Origin of the sequence: Aminobacter sp. UC22_36, assembly GCF_044056035.1 — a bacterium.
Taxonomy (GTDB): Bacteria; Pseudomonadota; Alphaproteobacteria; order Rhizobiales; family Rhizobiaceae; genus Aminobacter.
Genome location: NZ_CP171996.1, coordinates 3,754,835 through 3,773,919, shown reverse-complemented (window position 1 = coordinate 3,773,919; position 19,085 = coordinate 3,754,835). Strand labels below are relative to the sequence as shown.

General features: G+C 60.6%; 16 protein-coding genes. 4 read left to right on the top strand and 12 right to left on the bottom strand.

The window, feature by feature from the left end; all coding sequences use genetic code 11:
* Positions 1 to 49: 49 nt before the first annotated feature.
* The 3 genes from ACHMW7_RS21935 to ACHMW7_RS21925 form a co-directional block, all read right to left on the bottom strand.
* On the bottom strand, positions 50 to 670 hold the full coding sequence (locus ACHMW7_RS21935; RefSeq protein WP_395447577.1) for a YitT family protein: 621 nt from the start codon (positions 668 to 670) through the stop codon (positions 50 to 52).
* 108 nt (positions 671 to 778) lie between these two features.
* A complete protein-coding gene (locus tag ACHMW7_RS21930; RefSeq protein WP_395447576.1) occupies positions 779 to 2,734 on the bottom strand; it encodes an acetyl/propionyl/methylcrotonyl-CoA carboxylase subunit alpha in 1,956 nt (651 codons plus the stop codon).
* Between the two features lie 14 nt (positions 2,735 to 2,748).
* Positions 2,749 to 4,356, bottom strand: coding sequence for a carboxyl transferase domain-containing protein (locus tag ACHMW7_RS21925; RefSeq protein WP_395447575.1), 1,608 nt, complete (start codon positions 4,354 to 4,356; stop codon positions 2,749 to 2,751).
* Positions 4,357 to 4,783: 427 nt separating this feature from the next.
* Here ACHMW7_RS21925 and ACHMW7_RS21920 point away from each other — a divergent pair, with 427 nt between their 5' ends.
* A complete protein-coding gene (locus ACHMW7_RS21920; RefSeq protein WP_395447574.1) occupies positions 4,784 to 5,176 on the top strand; it encodes a hypothetical protein in 393 nt (130 codons plus the stop codon).
* Positions 5,177 to 5,214: 38 nt separating this feature from the next.
* Here ACHMW7_RS21920 and ACHMW7_RS21915 read toward each other — a convergent pair whose 3' ends face one another.
* The 9 genes from ACHMW7_RS21915 to ACHMW7_RS21875 all read right to left on the bottom strand — a co-directional run bounded on the left by ACHMW7_RS21915 (position 5,215) and on the right by ACHMW7_RS21875 (position 16,014).
* A complete protein-coding gene (locus ACHMW7_RS21915; protein WP_395447573.1) occupies positions 5,215 to 6,378 on the bottom strand; it encodes an isovaleryl-CoA dehydrogenase in 1,164 nt (387 codons plus the stop codon).
* Positions 6,344 to 6,988: a TetR/AcrR family transcriptional regulator gene (locus ACHMW7_RS21910; protein ID WP_395447572.1), complete on the bottom strand. Its 645-nt coding sequence runs from the start codon at positions 6,986 to 6,988 to the stop codon at positions 6,344 to 6,346. The genes ACHMW7_RS21915 and ACHMW7_RS21910 overlap by 35 nt, the downstream gene beginning before the upstream one ends.
* Positions 6,989 to 7,084: 96 nt before the next feature.
* Positions 7,085 to 8,512, bottom strand: coding sequence for an HlyD family type I secretion periplasmic adaptor subunit (locus tag ACHMW7_RS21905; RefSeq protein WP_395447571.1), 1,428 nt, complete (start codon positions 8,510 to 8,512; stop codon positions 7,085 to 7,087).
* 2 nt (positions 8,513 to 8,514) lie between these two features.
* Positions 8,515 to 10,233, bottom strand: coding sequence for a type I secretion system permease/ATPase (locus ACHMW7_RS21900; protein ID WP_395451407.1), 1,719 nt, complete (start codon positions 10,231 to 10,233; stop codon positions 8,515 to 8,517).
* Positions 10,234 to 10,345: 112 nt separating this feature from the next.
* Positions 10,346 to 11,569, bottom strand: coding sequence for a CAP domain-containing protein (locus ACHMW7_RS21895; protein ID WP_395447570.1), 1,224 nt, complete (start codon positions 11,567 to 11,569; stop codon positions 10,346 to 10,348).
* A gap of 193 nt (positions 11,570 to 11,762) precedes the next feature.
* On the bottom strand, positions 11,763 to 12,875 hold the full coding sequence (locus tag ACHMW7_RS21890) for a pyridoxal phosphate-dependent aminotransferase (RefSeq protein WP_395447569.1): 1,113 nt from the start codon (positions 12,873 to 12,875) through the stop codon (positions 11,763 to 11,765).
* 327 nt (positions 12,876 to 13,202) lie between these two features.
* Positions 13,203 to 14,078 carry a tyrosine-type recombinase/integrase gene (locus tag ACHMW7_RS21885; RefSeq protein WP_395451406.1) on the bottom strand — a complete coding sequence of 292 codons (876 nt, stop codon included), beginning with the start codon at positions 14,076 to 14,078 and terminating at the stop codon, positions 13,203 to 13,205.
* Positions 14,079 to 14,393: 315 nt separating this feature from the next.
* Positions 14,394 to 15,467: a porin gene (locus tag ACHMW7_RS21880; protein WP_395447568.1), complete on the bottom strand. Its 1,074-nt coding sequence runs from the start codon at positions 15,465 to 15,467 to the stop codon at positions 14,394 to 14,396.
* 310 nt (positions 15,468 to 15,777) lie between these two features.
* Entirely contained in the window at positions 15,778 to 16,014 is a 237-nt protein-coding gene (locus tag ACHMW7_RS21875) for a helix-turn-helix domain-containing protein (protein ID WP_395447567.1), read from the bottom strand.
* Between the two features lie 72 nt (positions 16,015 to 16,086).
* On the opposite strand from ACHMW7_RS21875, the gene ACHMW7_RS21870 reads away from it, so the two are divergent.
* The 3 genes from ACHMW7_RS21870 to ACHMW7_RS21860 all read left to right on the top strand — a co-directional run bounded on the left by ACHMW7_RS21870 (position 16,087) and on the right by ACHMW7_RS21860 (position 18,961).
* Positions 16,087 to 16,506, top strand: a complete 420-nt coding sequence (locus tag ACHMW7_RS21870; RefSeq protein ID WP_395447566.1) for a hypothetical protein — start codon at positions 16,087 to 16,089, stop codon at positions 16,504 to 16,506.
* A 6-nt stretch (positions 16,507 to 16,512) separates the two neighbouring features.
* Positions 16,513 to 16,932, top strand: a complete 420-nt coding sequence (locus tag ACHMW7_RS21865) for a hypothetical protein (protein WP_395447565.1) — start codon at positions 16,513 to 16,515, stop codon at positions 16,930 to 16,932.
* A 1,090-nt stretch (positions 16,933 to 18,022) separates the two neighbouring features.
* The gene (locus ACHMW7_RS21860; RefSeq protein WP_395447564.1) at positions 18,023 to 18,961 is read left to right on the top strand and encodes a hypothetical protein; all 939 of its coding nucleotides are present in this window, start codon (positions 18,023 to 18,025) and stop codon (positions 18,959 to 18,961) included.
* Positions 18,962 to 19,085 lie beyond the last annotated feature (124 nt).

The window sequence follows — 19,085 nt, the reverse complement described above, 5'->3', positions numbered from 1 at the left end:
TCGGAAGCATGTGCGAAAAGGCCGCGCTGTCCGGCGCGGCTTTTTCGTTTCAGCTCATGCCGACATAACGGCCGGGGCGATGGTTGATCGCGATGATCAGGTTGAGCACGGCGGCACCGACGACTGACAGCGCGACCTTGTCGAGCTCGATGTAAAACAGCGACACAGCCAGGATGGTGAGATCGACAGCGAGCTGGAAATAGCCGGCGCGGATGCCGTAATTGTCCTGCAGGTAGAGCGCCAGGATGTTGAAGCCGCCAAGCCCGGCGCGGTGGCGAAACAGCACCAGCAGTCCCATGCCCATCAGCCCGCCGCCTGATATCGCCGCGTAGAACGGGTTCAGATGCTCGATGCCGATCCAGTCGGGCGTCAGCTGTGACAGAGCCGAAATCAGCGCCACCGCAGTGAAAGTGCGCAGTGCGAACGGCCAGCCCAAACGTTTCACGGCGAGATAGTAGAAGGGCAGGTTGATGGCGAAGAAGATGACGCCGAAGCCGTAGCCGGTGGCGTATTGCACGAGCAGCGCCAGTCCGGCCGAACTGCCGGTGATCAATCCGGCACTGGTGTAGAGGACCAGTCCGAGCGCCACCAGCATCGTACCGGTGAGCAGGGCCAGTACGTCCTCGTACTGGCGATGCGGTAGGGCATCACTGTTGCTGATATTGGTCACTGCGCTTGCCTGTCGATGTTTGCTGCACCGCAGCAATATGACACCAGCCCGAAAATCGATACAGATTTTCGGGCTGGTCTGTCATGCGCAAATCGCAATGGTCGTGCGTCAGTCCTCGAAGCGCACCAGCACAGTTCCGTCGGTGACCTGCGAGCCCTCGGTGGCGATCTCGCTGATCACGCCGTCATGGGTGGCGGTGATGGTGTGCTCCATCTTCATCGCTTCGAGCACCAGCAGTGGCTGGCCCTTGGTCACCTTGTCGCCCTTGGTGGCACGCACCAGCTTGACCAGGCCTGGCATCGGCGCTCGCATGCTCGACGTGCCTTCACCGATCTCGGCGGCGCGAGCGAACGGGTCGCTGATCGCGAAGTCGAACGAGCGGCCGTTCTCGAACACGGTGACATGGCCCGGCCACGCCGCGACGGTCGCTCCGGCATCGCTCGCGCCCGCAGCAAGCACGAAGGCCTCGCCGCCCTCCGGCCTGACTTGGAAACGCCCGTCCGGCCGTGCGGTGATGTGGGCGACGATGTCGGCGCCGCCGGATGACAGTGTTGCCCGCCGCGCCAGCGGGTTGAAGTGGGCATAGCCGGTGAGGCCAGACCACGGATCATCAGAGACAGCAGATGCCGTGGCTCCCGTGGCAGCCAGTGCGGCGAGTGCTACGGCCCGGCTGCTCGGCGGCGCGGTGACCGTCAGCTCGTCCTGCTTGCGCCCGATGAGACCGGTGTCGACATCGCCGGAAGCGAAGTCTACGTCGCGGGCAAGGGCCGCCAGGAATGCCGCATTGGTCGTCGACCCCGCCACTTCGGTGCGGGTGACTGCGTCGGCCAACGCGTTGAGGGCCGTGGCGCGATCAGGCCCATGCGTCACCACCTTGGCGATCATCGGATCGTAGAACGGCGAGATCGCATCGCCCTGGCGCACGCCCGTTTCGACGCGGATCTCGGTTCCCGGGGCAGCTTCGGTGGGGAAGCTGAGGTGATGCAGGGTGCCGATCGCCGGCAAAAAGCCCTTGGCCGGGTCCTCGGCATAAAGCCGTGCCTCGAAGGCATGGCCGGAAAGCGTGATGTCTTCCTGTGCCAGCGGAATCTGCTCGCCGGAGGCGATCCGTAGCTGCCATTCGACCAGGTCGACGCCGGATATCATCTCGGTCACCGGATGCTCGACCTGCAGGCGCGTGTTCATTTCCATGAACCAGAAGCGGTCGGGCTTCAGCCCATCCGAGGCATCGACGATGAATTCGATCGTACCGGCGCCGGAGTATTTGATCGCCTTGGCGGCCTTCACGGCGGCGTCGGTCATCGCCGCGCGCAATTCCACAGTCATGCCTGGGGCAGGGGCTTCCTCGATCACCTTCTGGTGGCGGCGCTGCGCCGAACAGTCGCGCTCGAACAGATGTACGGCATTGCCAAAATTGTCGCCGAACACCTGAACTTCGATGTGGCGCGGCTTGTCGACATACTTTTCGACCAGCACACGGTCGTCGCCGAAGGCAGCCTTGGCTTCGCGCCGCGCACCAGACAGTGCGTCGGCGAAGTCGTCGGGGTGGTCGACCCGGCGCATGCCCTTGCCGCCGCCGCCGGCGCGCGCCTTGATCAGTACGGGGTAGCCGATCTCGCGCGCCTTGCTGGCGAGGATGACGATCTCCTGCGCTTCGCCGTGATACCCGGGCACAACCGGCACGCCGGCCTTTTCCATCAGCCTCTTGGCGGCGTCCTTGAGGCCCATGGCGCGGATCGAATCCGCCGACGGGCCGATGAAGACGAGGCCTGCCTGCGTCACCTGGTCGACGAAGCCAGGGTTCTCCGACAGGAAGCCGTAGCCCGGATGGATCGCCTCGGCACCGGTCGCCTTGGCTGCGGCGATGATGACGTCGCCGCGCAGATAGCTCTCGGCCACAGGCGAGCCGCCGATATGCACGGCTTCGTCGGCCATGGCGACATGCAGCGCGCGCGCGTCGGCGTCGGAATAGACGGCGACCGTCTTCACGCCCATCTTGCGGGCGGTGCGGATGACGCGGCATGCGATTTCGCCGCGATTGGCGATGAGGATTTTCGAAAACATTCCTTGATCCCCCATCACATCCTGAACACGCCGAACTTGGTGTCTGATATCGGCGCGTTGAGCGCTGCCGACAGGCTGAGCGCCAGCACCTCGCGGGTCTTCGCCGGGTCGATGATGCCGTCGTCCCACAGCCTGGCCGATGAATAGAGCGGGTGGCCTTCGCGCTCGTATTTTTCCAGGATCGGCGCGCGGAACTCGGCCTCCTCTTCCTTCGACCAGCTGCCGCCCTTGCGTTCGATGCCCTCGCGCTTGACCATGGCGAGCACCGTTGCTGCCTGCTCGCCGCCCATTACTGAGATGCGCGCGTTCGGCCACATCCACAGGAAACGTGGCGAATAGGCCCGACCGCACATGCCGTAATTGCCAGCACCAAACGAGCCGCCGATGATGATGGTCACCTTCGGCACCTGGGCCGTCGCCACCGCCGTCACCAGCTTGGCGCCGTCCTTGGCGATGCCGCCGGCCTCGTATTTCGCGCCCACCATGAAGCCGGTGATGTTCTGCAGGAACACCAGCGGGATCTTGCGCTGGCAGCACAGCTCGATGAAGTGGGCGCCCTTGAGCGCGCTCTCGGAAAACAGCACGCCATTATTGGCGATGATGCCGACGGGCATGCCGTGGATATGGGCGAAGCCGGTCACCACAGTGGTGCCGTAGTTCTGCTTGAACTCGTCGAACTCGGAGCCGTCGACAACCCGCGCGATCACCTCGCGCACATCGTAAGGCTGGCGCAGGTCGGCGGGGATGACGCCATAGACCTCTTCCGGCGCATGAAGCGGCGGAATCGATTTCTGCAGGACGAGCCCGATGTCCTTCTTCCGATTCAGGTTTTTGACGATGCGCCGGACGATCGCCAGCGCGTGTTCGTCGTCGACGGCATAGTGGTCGGCGACACCAGAGACCCGCGTGTGCAGGTCGGCACCGCCCAGTTCCTCGGCGCTCACGTCCTCGCCCGTCGCCGCCTTCACCAGCGGCGGACCTGCCAGGAAGATGGTTGCCTGGTTACGCACCATGATCGTTTCGTCCGACATCGCCGGGACATAGGCACCGCCCGCCGTGCACGAACCCATGACGCAGGCGATCTGCGGAATGCCGGCAGCGCTCATGTTTGCCTGGTTGAAGAAGATGCGGCCGAAATGGTCGCGGTCGGGAAACACCTCATCCTGATTTGGCAGGTTCGCCCCACCGGAGTCGACGAGATAGATGCACGGCAGATTGTTCTGCAGGGCGATCTCCTGCGCCCGCAGGTGCTTCTTCACCGTCAATGGATAATAGGTGCCGCCCTTCACCGTGGCGTCATTGACCACCACCATGACCTCGGTGCCTTCCACCCGGCCGATGCCGGCGATCAGCCCGGCTGAGGCGATGTCGCCGCCATAGAGCCCCCAGGCGGCGAACTGCCCGACCTCGAGGAACGGCGAACCGGCGTCGAGCAATTGCGCCAGGCGTTCGCGCGGCAACAGTTTCCCGCGCGAGGCGTGCCGCTTGCGCGCTTCCTCCGAGCCGCCGCGCTCCACCGTCGCAGCCTTGTCGCTGATATCAGCCACCAGCGTTCGCAGGCGCGTGGCATTGGCCTTGAAGCTTTCGGAGGAGGGGGAGAGCTGGGAGTGAAGCGTCGGCATTTTTCCTCTTGGAGTGATACCCATGCGCAGCCGCGCCCAAGGCGCGAAGCAGTCATGGTGGGTGGCGAATTTAACGCACTAGCCTCGTAATTTCGGCGATGTCCAGACTTTCGCAGTGTGGCTTGCCAAGCCGGCGCCTGCAAAGCCAATGGGACAGCCATTGCTGTCCGGGTGATATTTGTAGCTGCAAGGGCCTTGATGCCATCGCGGAATGCGTGTATCTGCCCGCTCCCGATCGGGGCAGCGAAGGCTGTTGCCGACAGAACTTTATCCTCGAGGAGGCAACCATGCGACGCATCGATATGCGCCTGGCGTATTGTCTCCCTTCGGCAGGGGCCTGAGGCCGCCGAGGGGCAGCCTTTCCGTACCCTGAATTCACCGAAGTCAAAGAGGAGCGCGCCGCCGTTGAGGCCGCGCGGCGATCATCATGTTTGTGCGGTTCGTTACGCCGCTCATCCACCCCAGCAGCCGGGTGGAGACCGGCTTTTTCCGGGCGTCCTGGTATCTTTACCGGAACGGTTGCCCGGACTGGATCTTGAGCGAACTCGACAGCCAGTTCGACTGGTTCAACGCGTATCTGCCGGTGCCGGGCCGGATCGGTCGTCACTTCAAGCGGCGCAACTCGATCTGGGGCATCTGCTGGTTCAATCCGGATGCTGCCGAGGCGATCAGCCGCGCGCGTTATTGCGCCTGGCTGATCGGAGAGGGCGGCTTGCCGGTGCGTAGCATCAGGACCCCGGGTCAGCGCGAGATCATCTGGCGCGACGCTCATCAGATCGTGTCCAAACCGACGGACGATCTGCCAAGGGCTTTCCAGTGATCGGGCCAGTGATCGGTCCAGCGATCGGGCGGGAGGCGTCATGCGCCTTCCGCCATGATCTCGCGGCCGATCAGCCAGCGCCTGATCTCGCTGGTGCCGGCGCCGATCTCGTAGAGTTTGGCGTCGCGCAGCAGGCGGCCTGTGGGGTAGTCGTTGATGTAGCCGTTGCCGCCCAGCAGCTGCAATGCGTCGAGCGCCATCTGCGTCGCCTTTTCCGCGGCAAACAAAACGCAGCCGGCCGCATCCTTGCGGGTGGTCTGGCCGCGGTCGCAGGCAGCCGCCACGGCATAGACATAGGCCCGCGCCGCATTCATCGTCGAATACATGTCGGCGAGCTTGCCCTGGACGAGCTGGAACTCGCCGATCGGCTGGCCGAACTGCTTGCGGTCATGGACGTAAGGCACGGCCACGTCCATGCACGCCGCCATGATGCCGATCGGCCCGCCGGCCAGCACCACGCGCTCGTAGTCGAGGCCCGACATCAGCACTTCGACGCCGCGGCCTTCTTCATGCAGCACGTTTTCGAACGGCACCTCGACATTGTCGAAGACCAGTTCGCCGGTGTTCGATCCGCGCATGCCGAGCTTGTCGAGCTTTTGCGCCACCGAAAAACCTTTCATCGTCTTTTCGATGATGAAGGCGGTGATGCCGCGCGATTTCCGGTCCGGATCGGTCTTGGCATAGACCACTAGCGTGTCGGCGTCGGGACCGTTGGTGATCCACATTTTGGAGCCGTTGAGCACATAGACGTCGTTGCGCTTCTCGGCTCGGAGCCGGAGCGAAACCACATCCGAGCCCGAGCCGCTCTCCGACATGGCGAGTGCGCCGACATTTTCGCCCGAGCACAACTTGGGCAGGTATCTTGTCTTTTGCTCGGGCGTGCCCCAGCGCTTGATCTGGTTGACGCACAGATTGGAATGCGCGCCATAGGATAGGCCGACCGACGCCGAGGCGCGGGAGATCTCCTCAACCGCCACGACATGGGCGATGTAGCCCATTTCCGAGCCGCCATACTCGGCTTCCGCCGTGATGCCAAGCAGTCCGAGCGCGCCGAGCTCTTGCCACAGATGCGCGGGAAACTCGTTCGAACGGTCGATGTCGGCGGCAATCGGCGCGATGCGGTCCTGCGCGAAGCGCCGCACCATCTCACGCAGGCTGTCGATATCCTCACCGAGCCCGAAGTTCAGCGTCTTGTCGTACATGCCGGTCCTCCGTATTGGTCTTGGCGCCGGTCAGGCGCATCGTCATGGCAAGGTAAGTCGCGGTTACTTCGTCGACCGACAGTCTCTCATCGGGACGAAACCAGACGATGACGCCCGTGATCATCTGGATGATCGCCATCGCGGTCAGCCCCGTGTCGTCGACTTCGAGCACGCCTGCATCCGCGCCATCGCGCAGGATGATCCTGAGCTCCTTTTCGTAAGCCGTGCGGAGCTTGAGGATGCTGGTCAGATTATCATGCGAAAGGCTGCGCAACTCCATGTTCGAGACATGGGTGGCGTGCCGGCGTCCGACGTGGAAGCGGATGTGGTTGGCGACAAACGCGGTCAGCCGCGCGACCGGATCGTCATTGTCGGGGCGGGCATTTTCCCAGGTGCTGGCCAGCAGCTCCATGTGCTCGCGCATCAGCGTGTGCAGCAAGTCTTCCTTGGTCGGGAAGTAGCGATACAGCGCCGCCGCCTGGACGCCGACTTCCGCAGCAAGCTGGCGCATCGTCACGGCCTCATAGCCATGGCGCGCGATCAGCTGAACCGCCGCGTCGCGGATCGCCGCCTCGGTTCTTTCGCCGTCCGAACCTGCCGTTCGCGCCATCCAGCCATTCCTCCCGAACGGAGGAATTAATAAAACGAACGTTTAATTAATTCAAGTGGCGACCATGAACTCGTTGGGGACTGGGCCTGATGTGGATCAGTCGCTGCGGAAGGCGCGGCTGGCCTGATCGGTCAAAGGCTTGAACAGATAGGAAAGCACCGTGCGGTCGGTGGTCTTGAGAAACACCTCGGCCGGCATGCCCGGCTTGAGCTCAAGCGGGCCAGCCTGTTCGAGGCTCTTCGCCGATAGGGCAATGCGCACGGCATAGTAGGAGATGCCGGCCTTGGGGTCTTCGATCATGTCGGGCGAAATGCGCTCGACCTGGCCTTCGACCTCCGGTGTGGTCTGCTGGCTGAACGCCGAAAGGCGAAGTGTCGCCGGCTGCCCCTGGCTGATCTGGTCGATGTCCTGCGGCGCGACGCGGGCCTCCACGACAAGCGTGTCGGCTGTCGGCACGATCTGCATGATCGCCTCGCCCGGCGTGATGACGCCGCCGACAGTATGCACCGCCAACTGATGGACGCGGCCCGATTGCGGGGCGCGGATGTCGATCTGTTTCAGCGACTGCTCGGCAGCCACCTGCCGTTCTCTCAATTCCCCGGCCTTTGCGTCGATCTCGCGCAATTCACCTGCCACCTGGCTGCGCATGTCCTGGTCGATCTGGATGATGGCAAGTTCCGTCTCGCTGATCCGCCCGCGCGTCTGCGCGACCGCAGCGGTCAGCTGGCCGTCCTCGCCGTCGAGCTGGGCCTGCGCCCTCTGGCGATCCGCCAGCCGCGAAAGGGGAACCAGCTTTTTCTTCCACAACTGCTGCATGCCGTCGAGTTCGACCTTGATGAGGGCGATCTCCTGCTTTTTGCTCTTCTGCTGGGCTTCGAGCCCCGAGATCTCCTGGCGGAATTGCGCGATGCGCTCGCGCAATTGCGAGACTTGTCCGTCGCGCGCCTGGCGCCTGAGCGCAAACAGCTTGTTTTCGCCTTCGAACAGTTCTGCGACCTTTGCCTCCGATGCACGAGCCAGCAGCGTCTCGGGGTACATGATGGCATCGACGCCATCGCGCTCGGCCATCAGCCGGGCGCGCCGTGCCATGAGCTCGTCGAGGCCGTTGTCGACAATGGCGAGATTGGCTTTGGCGATGGTATCGTCGAGCCTGACCAGCACGTCGCCCGCCGAGACCACGCTGCCGTTTTGCACATTCAGCGCGCCGATCACGCCGCCCTGCGGATGCTGCACCGCCTTGACGCTGGAATCGACGACCAGATGTCCGGCCGCAACGACAGCACCGGAGAGACTGCTTGTCGCCGCCCAAAGACCCAAGCCGCCCACCAGTGCCAACGCAGCGATGCCACCGATCCGCACGTTCCGGCGGATCGCCCCGCGCAGCCGTTGCTGCTGCGGCGATACGCCTTTGACCGGTTTGGCTCCGCTGTCGAGCAGCGCAAGTGCTTTCGTTTTTACAGAAACTGCAAGGTTCCGGGCTGCTTGCAGCCGGTCTGCGGTGGCGTTGGTGGTTACCAGTGTCATGGTCAGCCTGCCGCTCCCACTGCATGCAGCGGCACCGGTACCGGCTGCAGCGCCTGTCGCGCGATTTCGCTTTTGAGCCCGAAGGCCTGCTGCTTGCCGCCGCCCAGAACCAGCAGATGGTCCAGCGCTGCCAGCGCGCTCGGCCGGTGCGCCACAACGACAACGATGCCGCCGCGTGCCTTGACGCGTTCGATGGCCTGCGTCAGTGCCTGGTCGCCGGCAGCATCGAGGTTCGAGTTGGGCTCGTCCAGAACGACAAGGAATGGATCGCGGAACAGCGCCCGCGCCAGGGCCACACGCTGGCGTTGCCCGGCGGAGAGCGCGGCGCCGCTTTCGCCGATTTCTGTCTGGTAGCCTTCGGGCAGGCGTAGGATCATGTCGTGCACGCCGGCTGCCTTTGCCGCCGCGATGATGGTTTCGGAAGGCGCCTCATCTTCGAAGCGCGCAATGTTCTGGCCGACGGTTCCGGCGAACAGTTCCACGTCCTGCGGCAGGTAGCCGATATGGCGGCCGAGCGACTGGCCCGGCCATTGCTCGAGAGCCGCGCCATCGAGCCTGATCTTGCCGCGCGTCAGTGGCCAAACCCCGACCAGCGCGCGTGCCAGTGACGATTTTCCCGAACCGCTGGGGCCGATCACGCCCATGCCCGATCCGGCCCTGAGCGAGAATTCGGCGTCCTGCACCACCAGCCGCCGGCCGCCTGGTGCCACGACGCTGACGCCTTCGACCGCCAATTCGGAAGCCGGGGCCGGCAGCTCCATGCCGTTCTCGGATATCGGCATCGCTGCGAACAGGTCGTCGAGCCGCTTCCAGCTCTGGCGCGCGTTGAGGAAGCCTTTCCAATGCGCGATGACGAGTTCGATCGGTGCCAGGGCGCGTGACGTCAGGATCGAGCTGGCAATGATGATTCCAGGCGTTGCCTGCTGGAAGATGACCAGATAGGCGCCGAGCGCCAATACCATCGACTGCAACATCATGCGCAGGATGCGTGATACGGCGCCAAAACCGCTGGTCAGGTCGCTGGCGCGTTCCTGCGCCTCGCGAAAATCGCCGTTGGCCTTGTTCCAGCGGGTTGCGAGCCGGTCGCTCATGCCCATGGCGGCCAAAACCTCGGCGTTGCGCACGCTCGATTGCGCGATGGCGCTGCGTCTTGTGCTGTAGCTGGACATCGCCTTGGTCGGCCCACGCACCAGGCGGTCGGTCAGCACGGTCAATCCGACCAGAAGGATCGCGCCGAGCAGTGCCGCGACGCCGATCCACGGATGGAACAGGAAACAGATCGCCACATAAAGCGGCATCCACGGCAGGTCGAACAGGGCGGCCGGTCCGGCGCCCGAGAGGAACCCGCTGACCTGGTCGAGGTCGCGCAGCGCCTGCAAGCCTTCGCCGCGGTCGCGGGTGCGCAAGGGCAGGCGGGTTATGCAATTGAAAACGCGGTTGCTGATCGTCTCGTCGATGCCAGCACCGATTCGCGTCAGCACGCGTGCCCGGACCGCTTCCAGCACACCCTGGAACGCGTAGAGCACGGCCACCAGGATGATCAGCGCCACCAGCGTTGGCACACTGCGGCTCGGCAGCACGCGGTCATAGACCTGCAGCATGAACAGCGAGCCGGAAAGCATCAGCACGTTGATCAGGCCGCTGAAGCCGGCGACGGCAACGAAGGCGCCCTTGAACGAGGCAAGCGCATCGGCCAGTTCGGAGCGGTTCGTGCGGCTCAGGTCAGGCGAAATCGGATTGGACAGGATCTTTCCCCCAATGGCAGTCAGTTAAGTAACTGCGGTGCGGCGGGCCTCGCCGAAACGAAACCCGCCTTCTTGGTGTCGCAAGAAATCAGGCGACGAGGTCGGCGTTCTGGTGACCCGAATGCGCGGCCATCTGGGCCAGGATCTTGGCCACCGCGGCCTGGGCGGCATCGCCGGCATCGACAATGGCGTGACCATCTGCAGGCAGGTGTGCCTGCAGTGCAGCCACGACATGATCGACGGCCTGCTGAACGTGGCCGCCATCGACGATGTCGTTGACATGGTCGGCATTGACGTGCGCTGCCACCTTCGCGCTGAAGTTGAAGTGGTCGCCGTCAAGCGCCACCGACTTCTTGGCCGCACCATCGCCGGAACCGGCAAGCTCACGCGCGCCGCGGGTGCCCTGGTCTTGGCCGAAGTGGTCCATCTTCTTGAAGAAGTCGGCGAGCCAGGTGTTGGCGGGATTACCGCCGGCGCTGTTGCCACCGGTGCTGTTGTCGCTGTCGGAGTTGTCGACAACGTTGGTCGGCTTGGTCGGTGTCGTCGGCGCAGCCGCACCTGCATCGTCGGCTGAAGCGGTCGCCGCGAGCGTGCCCGACTTCATCACCGGGTCGATCAGGTCCTTCTTGACGTTCTTGGTGCCGATCGTCGCCGTCTGCGTCGATGTCGCGATGTTGGCGCCGGAGAATGTCACCGTGTAGGTGCCGGGCTTTAGCACCAGATCGTAACCGCCGGCGGCGGAGGTGGTGGTCTTGAAGGTTTGGCCTGCCGCGTTCTTGGCCGTCACCGTGACGGCGCCGAGCCCTTCGCCCGGATCGTAGAAGCGGTCGCCATCCTTGTCGTCGAAGGCGACGCCGGTCAGGAACAGGTCCGCGCCGGTCTTGCCGAAATCTTCAGTGACGAAGGCGCTTGAGCGGCCCTTGTAGTCGCCGACTTCGAAGCCTAGCCCGACCTCGCGGAAGTTCGGGTTGAGGATGTTGGCCCGATGACCCGAGGAATTCATCAGGTTGGTGTGAAGCAGTTTCACTTCGTCGACATAGCCGGTCGGCGCGCGAGTAGTGGCCCAGGCAATGTTCTCGCCAGTCGCCCAGGATCCACTCAGCGTGTAACCAGCGGCCTTCATGCGCGTCGTTGGCGACGTGCCGCCGGAACCCGTATGTGAAAAGACGTCGGCAGAAAGCATCCATCTGTCGTGATTTTCGGCGGCTTCGCTGAGGTCGTTGTCGAATGCCAGTGGCTGGGCGCCCGTCTTGGCGCGCTCTGCGTTGATGAGTTCAAGCAGATACTGCTCGTTGGCGCTGTGTTGCGTCATGGGGTCTCCCCGTTGGTTCTTGATTGGTGTGAACCCCCAGTATCCCGTCCGTCCCGACCTTTGGCCTAGGCAGCAACTGTGTTGATGATGCGGCGCCGAAATGAATAAATTAGGATATGCGCATATATGTTCGCGCATCCCTATTGGTGCGCGAACGGCTTGCCTATCATCGGTTGAAAATGAGCGACCTCAGTCAGTTGCTGCGCGCGGCGGCAATCGCGCCGGGCAACTCCTCGGCGAAGATGTCGAGCTCATGATCGAGCCCGACGCTGACCCTGATGCAGCGGTCGAGCACCGGCGCCATCGGCTTGCGGATGAAGACGTCGCGCGACAACAGGTGCCGCATCACAGCAAGCGCAAAGGCGGCATCGCCACCGCAATCGATGGTGACGAAATTGGTCGCCGAGGGTAGGGGCTTGAAGCCATTGTCACGGGCAATAGAAGCGATCCGCTCGCGCCCGGCCGCCACTCTGGCAACGACCTCAGCCAGGTAAGCCTGGTCGGCCAGTGCTTCCTCGCCAGCGATCTGCGCCATGCGGCTGACGCCATAGTGGTTACGCACCTTCTCGAAGCTGGCGATCACGTCTGCGTCGCCGAAGGCATAACCGCAGCGGATGCCGGCGAGGCCGTAAGCCTTGGAGAAGGTGCGCATGCGCACGACATTGGGCCGGGAAATGTCGACCGGCGGCAGTGCCAAGGCCGGCGCCGTCTCGCCATAGGCCTCGTCGAGCACCAGCATTGTCGTCGCCGGCAGCGCCTCAGCAAAGCTGACGACGTCGCCGGCTTCCCACCAGCTGCCCATCGGATTGTCGGGGTTGGACAGATAGACAATTGGCGCATTTTCGCGTTTTACCGCGTCGAGCAGCCCCTGAAGATCTTCCTTGTCGTTGCGGAACGGCACCGGCACCAGCTTGGCACCGACGCTGGCGACATGGAAATTGAAGGTCGGATAGGCGCCGAGCGAGGTGACGACCGGCGTGCCCTCGGTCGCATACATGCGCACGACGAGGTTCAGCAGCCCGTCTATGCCTTCGCCGACAACGACATTGTCGACGCCGAGCCCGAGGTGACGGGCGAGGGCGACCTTGAGGTCATGATTGTCTGGATCGCAGTATTTCCACATCTCGGCGGCCGCCTCGGCCATGCGCGCAATCACGCGCGGGGAGGGGCCGAAACCGCTCTCATTGGCGCCGATGCGGGCGCGAAACGGCGTGCCGCGGTCGCGCTCCTGTGCCTCCGGCCCGACAAACGGCACGGTGGCCGGCAGGGCGCCAATGACGGGTGTGAGGGCAGGGCGGTTGATCATGGCAGCATACTCAATGGCGTCATCGGTCCCGAACCGGGCACGGAAATCTCTAGTGCATGACCCCGAAAATCGGAATCGATTTTCGGAAAGGATCATGCACCGACTCAAAGTGCTACAGCGTCCCTTGCGCGTCCAATTGGACGCAGCGCTGCAGGACTTCGCCTATACGACAAAAGTGGCCACGCTTGCATGCGGTTTGTCGCAGCAGGCTGATGCTATCAAGACAAACGAACTTCCTAAGCCGCCGAGACGAAGCCACGGCGGCTTTCAGCTGATTCTAGCCTGAGTGCCCGCAGGAGTTCGACCAATGATTCGCGTCGCCTGGTGTCAGTGCCGCTCCAGCACCACCACGCAGCGGTCGAGGTCGTTGGTCGCCAGATGGGCGTAACGCATCGTCATCGACAGCGTCTGGTGGCCGAGCCACATCTGCACACGCCGGATGTCGATGCCGCCCTGCACCAACCGCGAAGCACAGGTGTGACGCAAAATATGCGGCACCACCTGGTCGTCGGCTGCAAGGCCCACTTCGGCCTTGGCCTCGTTCCAGATCGCCCGGAACTGCGGCTGCGTCAGCATCGCAAACGGTCCTTTCGGACGCGGCCCGCGTTCCGGCGGCCATTTGACCGTCTCTCTAGCGCGCGCTGTCAGGGGGATGGTTCGGCTGCGCCCGGATTTGGTGATCCAGAAGCTGACGCGGGTGTCCTGAATGTCGTTCCAGATCAGCCCGATCGCCTCGCCGAGACGGCAGCCGGTGTCGACCAGGAATACCGAGAGGCGGTAGGCGTCTTCGCTCTTTGCCTTGATGGCAGCAAAAAGCCTGTCTTCTTCCTCGAGTTCGAGAAAGCGGATTCGCCCCGCCCGCTCTTTCTGGCGGCGGAACTCGGGCAGGCTGTGGATATCTCCCATCTTGTAGGCCTTGCGCAGTAGTTTGCTCAAAGCGGCCATCTTTCGATTGATGGTCGCGTTGCTGTTACCGCGTTGGCGCAGGGAGCCTATCAGGCCGTCGAGTGTCTCCTGGGCAAATGCGCTGAAGCGCTCGCCTAGAAGAATCTCGTCAATCTCACCAATGAAGGAGCTGACATTGTATTTGTGCTTACCGTCGTCCCAAAGGATGTCTTTGTAAGATATAAAAAGGTCTATGACCCTGAATGACTTTACTTCTTTAACGCTATTGAAATTGTACGTTACCTTGCAATTCGTCATCAGGGCGGCAGAATGATGGCCGCTCAAAATATCGTCCTTTGAAGTTGCTTTCTTCATAAAATTTCCGGCAACCTTTCGGCGAAAAGCAGCCAAACGCTACTCTACGACGCGGTGACCGGCAAGCTGACGGTAATCGCTTTCGGTTCGTGACGATCAAGGGCAGGGGGAAATATCATTCCTGACCTTCGCTTCACGCTCCGCACAGTGTCGTTGCTCTTCCTCCGTTTGGCTCGATATCCCAGCACTTGCCGCTGGTAGAAAACGGCCCGGGTCTCAGAGAAACCCGGGCCGCATTTTTTCTAAGACGTCAGCCGATTAGAATTCGGCGTTCAGGCGGAGGAAGCCATTGAACGAGCCGTCCGTGAAGCTGTCGCCGTCGTCGTAGTTGACAGCCAGCTTGGCGTTCAGGTTCTCGACGATCGTGTAATCGATGACTGCGCCGATCGACCAGTCGTTGTTGCCAACGTTGGTGGTCGTGTTGGTCACGTAGTTGCCGAAGTGCGAGTCAGCGAAGTACTGACCACCAGCGCCGATCGCCAGCTTCTCGTTGACCTGGTACTTCAGGTAGCCGCCGACCGACCATTCGTAGCCAGCGTAGAAGTCAGACAGGCCGAACCAGGTGGCGCCCGACTCGTAAGCTGCGAGCAGCTCGAGGGTCAGAGCGTCGGTTGCCTTGATCTTGGCGATACCCTTGAGGGCGAACTCCGAGAAGCGATCGTCGTAACCGGCGAACAGGTCGACCGAACCCCAACCCTGAGCGATCGAGACCTTACCGGTCACGAGCGGCACGTAGTCGAAGTTGTTGTCTTCTTCTTCCAGGCCGACCGACACAGCGATACCGTTGCCGGCGTCGAAGGTGTAGCGGATCTGCTGAACGAAGTCGCCACCACCGGCATCGAACTCACCCGACAGGTCGCCATCGAACAGGGTGTCGTTACGGCCGACCATCAGGCCGCCGAGTTCGAAGTAGGCATAACGAACCTTGAAGGCGCTCGTGTCGTCTTTGTTGAAGATCGAGTAAGGAGCCGAGCCGTCGGTCGGCACGACATTCGTGTGGGTGGCGCCGTCGTTCTTACCTTCGAACTCGATGTAGCGCTTGAACGTGCCGTATTCGGTTTCCGAACGAGCATCGACCTTCAGACGGAACAGGGCGGTTTTCTTCCAGCCGTCATCGTTGTCGTCCCAGTCGATCTGGTAACGAACGAGGCCGCCGATCTTGAGGCAGGTCTCGGTGCCGGGGATGTAATAGAAGCCCGCGCCGTAAACGTCGCAGATGCGGACGTATTCCATGGGTTCCGGCTCAGCGACGACGACAGCGTCGGCCGCACGAGCGCCGGAGACTGCGAGCAGAGCCGCAGCGGAGCCGAGAAGAAGGCTCTTAATGTTCATTTTCTGACCTCCAGTCAAAAGTTTCAAAAGAGGGTCTGGGTATTTTTTGCTGAAGGACAGCGTTCCCTGCCCCATCCCCGTTTGAAAAAGATGCGCACCGCGCTCCCTCTTCGACCCCGACATTACCCATGAGCGGGAGGGGCTTAGTGAGAGTGTGACTGAGGCGAAAGTGGTCCCAGTAATGGTATCTGTGGGATTGGTTTGATGGAGGAATTGAATGCTGAAGCGCTACGCCCACGCCGACAGAAGACTTGCGAGAAAGCTTGATGCAGTCCCTTTCGAGGAAGGACGCACAGGGCGGCTAGGGTAGCTACCCGGAGGGTTTAGCTTCGTCTCCATCATCAGGACGAACTAGATCGACATGGCTTACGCCGAGCGCTTGGGCCAACTCATAAAGCGTGATGACGGTCGGGTTGCGCTTACCCCTCTCAAGGCCGCTGAGATACTGCTGGCTGAAACCAGAACGCGCTTCCACGTCCTCTTGGGTTAGACCGTTCTCACGACGCAGCCGAGCGAAATTCCGCCCAACCAATTTGCGCATATCCATGCATAGACGGATTGCAGCTTACACACTTTGAGTTTATCAACTTTAGTATGTATTGCGATGGTGGGAACAGCGATGCGATCCATCGAGGCATTCGTCGCGGAATCAATCATCCTAATTGCCTGGGCGATCGGTAGGCTAGTGGCATTGATTTGCGTGCTTGCCGTATTTGCCGCCGGCATTTCCCTGATCGTCCGAGTGATCTACTGGCTGAAGTTCGGGTACTGGATCACATCGCTTTGCGATGGACATCTGCAGCTTCTGCTACACAAACGCTCCCTATCCAGCCACGATCAGGCTTTTCTCTGCATGGACGCCAATATCGGCTGGGCTGGAGTTGAGCAGCTTATCAGGTGGTTCTTTTTGCAGGGCGATATGAGCCTTGCGCTGCTACTTCTTGGGCTGATCCTATTGGGCAGCCTAATAGTATCTGCACTAATTCTCAGATTTGTTCCAAAAGAAAACTGGCTCAGAAGGTATTATGAGTCGAGATAACGCGATATGGCGTTTGATCTAGGAGCGGGCGTTATGGGTTCTACAGGAATTGCGGTAATCGTCCGACAGACCATTGTTAGAGCAATATATCTCGCACCATTCTGGCTTGCCTTTCTCTACATTGCACCTCCATTCAACATTATTGCTGCCTGCCTGTTGGCGATTAAGACAAAGCTGCCAAGTGATACGGACCTCTATGAACTGCAAGTCCTCGCGAAGCAGGCAGTGCTGATTCTGACGCGTGGCGGCACCGATGAGGACCGAGAGAATTTGGAGCATATGAAGAAGGCTTTTGTCTTCGGAGACGAAGTGCTTCATGACGCCGACGTGGACGGAGCATCAGCAAAAATCCTCGTCGACACCCTTTTCCTAATGGCAGAGGGACTAAGCGTAGCGACAATGGTCATTTGGTTCATTCTCTTCTAAGCGGCCAGCAGATGATCTCCTCCGGAATTCCCCTTTGAGGGCATGCCCATGCCAATGGTAGCTCAATGTTGAGCAAACTTCCTGACCTGCACCATTGGGCATTGTGTCAATCGAAATCGTGACTACATTTTCGATGAACCCTAATGGTTCCCATCGCGCTTGCCCGCCGGTCACCCCTCCTTTGGAGCAGGTAGCCACAGGGACCGCCTTAGAGCGGGAATTTGGGTATCTAAGGCTGCTGCTGGCAGTCGCCTCCATTCTCCAAAGGTACTTTGGGCTACGCTAAAGCCATGCGCTTTTTTGTATGCCCGCCTGCCATGCCACTTACGGACAGAGCCGAGAGCTAAACGGTTGCGTAAAGCGCAATCGCCTCAGTCGATTCAGCCTAAGATAGGAAAATTTTCCTTGACATTTGATCTAGACAGCAAAAAGAGGAGCGAACATGCCCTACAAAGCACCGACTACCGATGAAATCAGGAACTTTCGGTGGCTAAGAAGAGATTTTGATCTAAATCCAGTCTATTTCGGGCCACTCCTTGAAAGTTTGAGCGAGGAAGTCAGGGTTCATGCAGGGAAAACACGACGTCGTGATGTGATTTTGAACATAAAGAATGCCCTAGGAGCCATAATTGGGAATCTTTATAAGAATCATCTCAGCGACGAGAACAAATATATCGCAATAGACAGAGCAAATGGAGGGTATCCACGAGGAGAATACAACCCCATTGGCCTGAATGACAGGGCGATTAAGTACTGTGTTCGCTTTCTCGCGGAGTCTGACCCAAGTTACATTGAACTACGAGCGGGTAATTTCGATAGGGAGCGAGGGGCAGGATATAAGACAAGAGTTAGGCCAAGAGAGATTCTTATTAATTCAATAGAAGATTATATAACCAATAGAGAAAGAAACCACGGGAACATCCCCCCGGGTATTACTAGGAGCACTTTAGAGAATAACCCCCAATCTCCCTTCATGTCATCCCTCTTTCGGACGCATGAACTCCCGCTAATTCGGATGAGGGGACAGAGAGAAGCAAGAGGGAAGGCTGCCGAGTTTGTACACTTCGAGCCCACAGACGAAACCCGTCGAATGGAACGCAACTTACGAGCAATCAATCAATTCATAGGTGATCATCACTGGATCGATATACTGATCCCCGATGCTGAACTCCGTGGGTTGTCTCGGGCTGACGATGAAGAAAGAGATGAGTTCGGAGACATTAAGGACCAGAGGCGAGAGTATGACCTGCTGTTCCGAACACGGCTTTATCGTGTCTTTAACAATGGCAGGTTCACCGATGGTGGTCGCTTCTACGGTGGATGGTGGCAAGGCGTTCCCAGTCGGCTCCGCAGACACCTTACCATCAATTGGTTTCCCACCGCAGAGCTTGATTATTCCAACATGCAGATTGCTATGCTTTACGCAGATCAAGGGCTACAGCTGGAAGGGGACGCATACGCAATCGAAGGCATTCCGGCCACTCACCGGAAGCTGATCAAGCGAACTGTTTTCAAGATCATCAACGCAGCAGGCCATATCAGACCACCCGTTCCGGGTGCACTTCCGGAGGGCTGGACATGGGATCAGATCATGGAAGCCGTTCGCGAGAAGCACGCGCGAATAGCTCACTATTTTGGCACAGGTGAAGGGGTGCGACTCCAGAAACGGGATGCAGACATTGCCGAAACCGTCATGCTCAAGATGATGTATGACTTCGGAAAGCTGGTTCTGCCGATTCATGACAGCTTTGTGGTCGAGGACGGATGGCAGGATCGCCTAAGACAAGTAATGATAGATGCTTATCATGAGCACTTGGGGCATGAGATTGCCGTTGACGACGCCGCGACATGGATCACGCTACTTCCCGCTGACGCACTCGCTCACCATGAGCTAGGAGTACGCGATCTGGGTGACTATCTTGGGGATATAGAGATGAGGCCTGGTTACGACAATTATCGCCAACGTCGAGAGGGTTTTCTTCGGATTCTGGGCGAAACATGGATGCGTGAGCATCATTTCTACATGTAGACCGAGCGAAGAGATATAATAGGCCCCAGAAGGCACATAAATGACCATACAATCGATCTAATGTAATTTAGGTAGTCATATAGCGCAAGACAACAAAACCCCTGTACGGGCCTCTATTTCAATT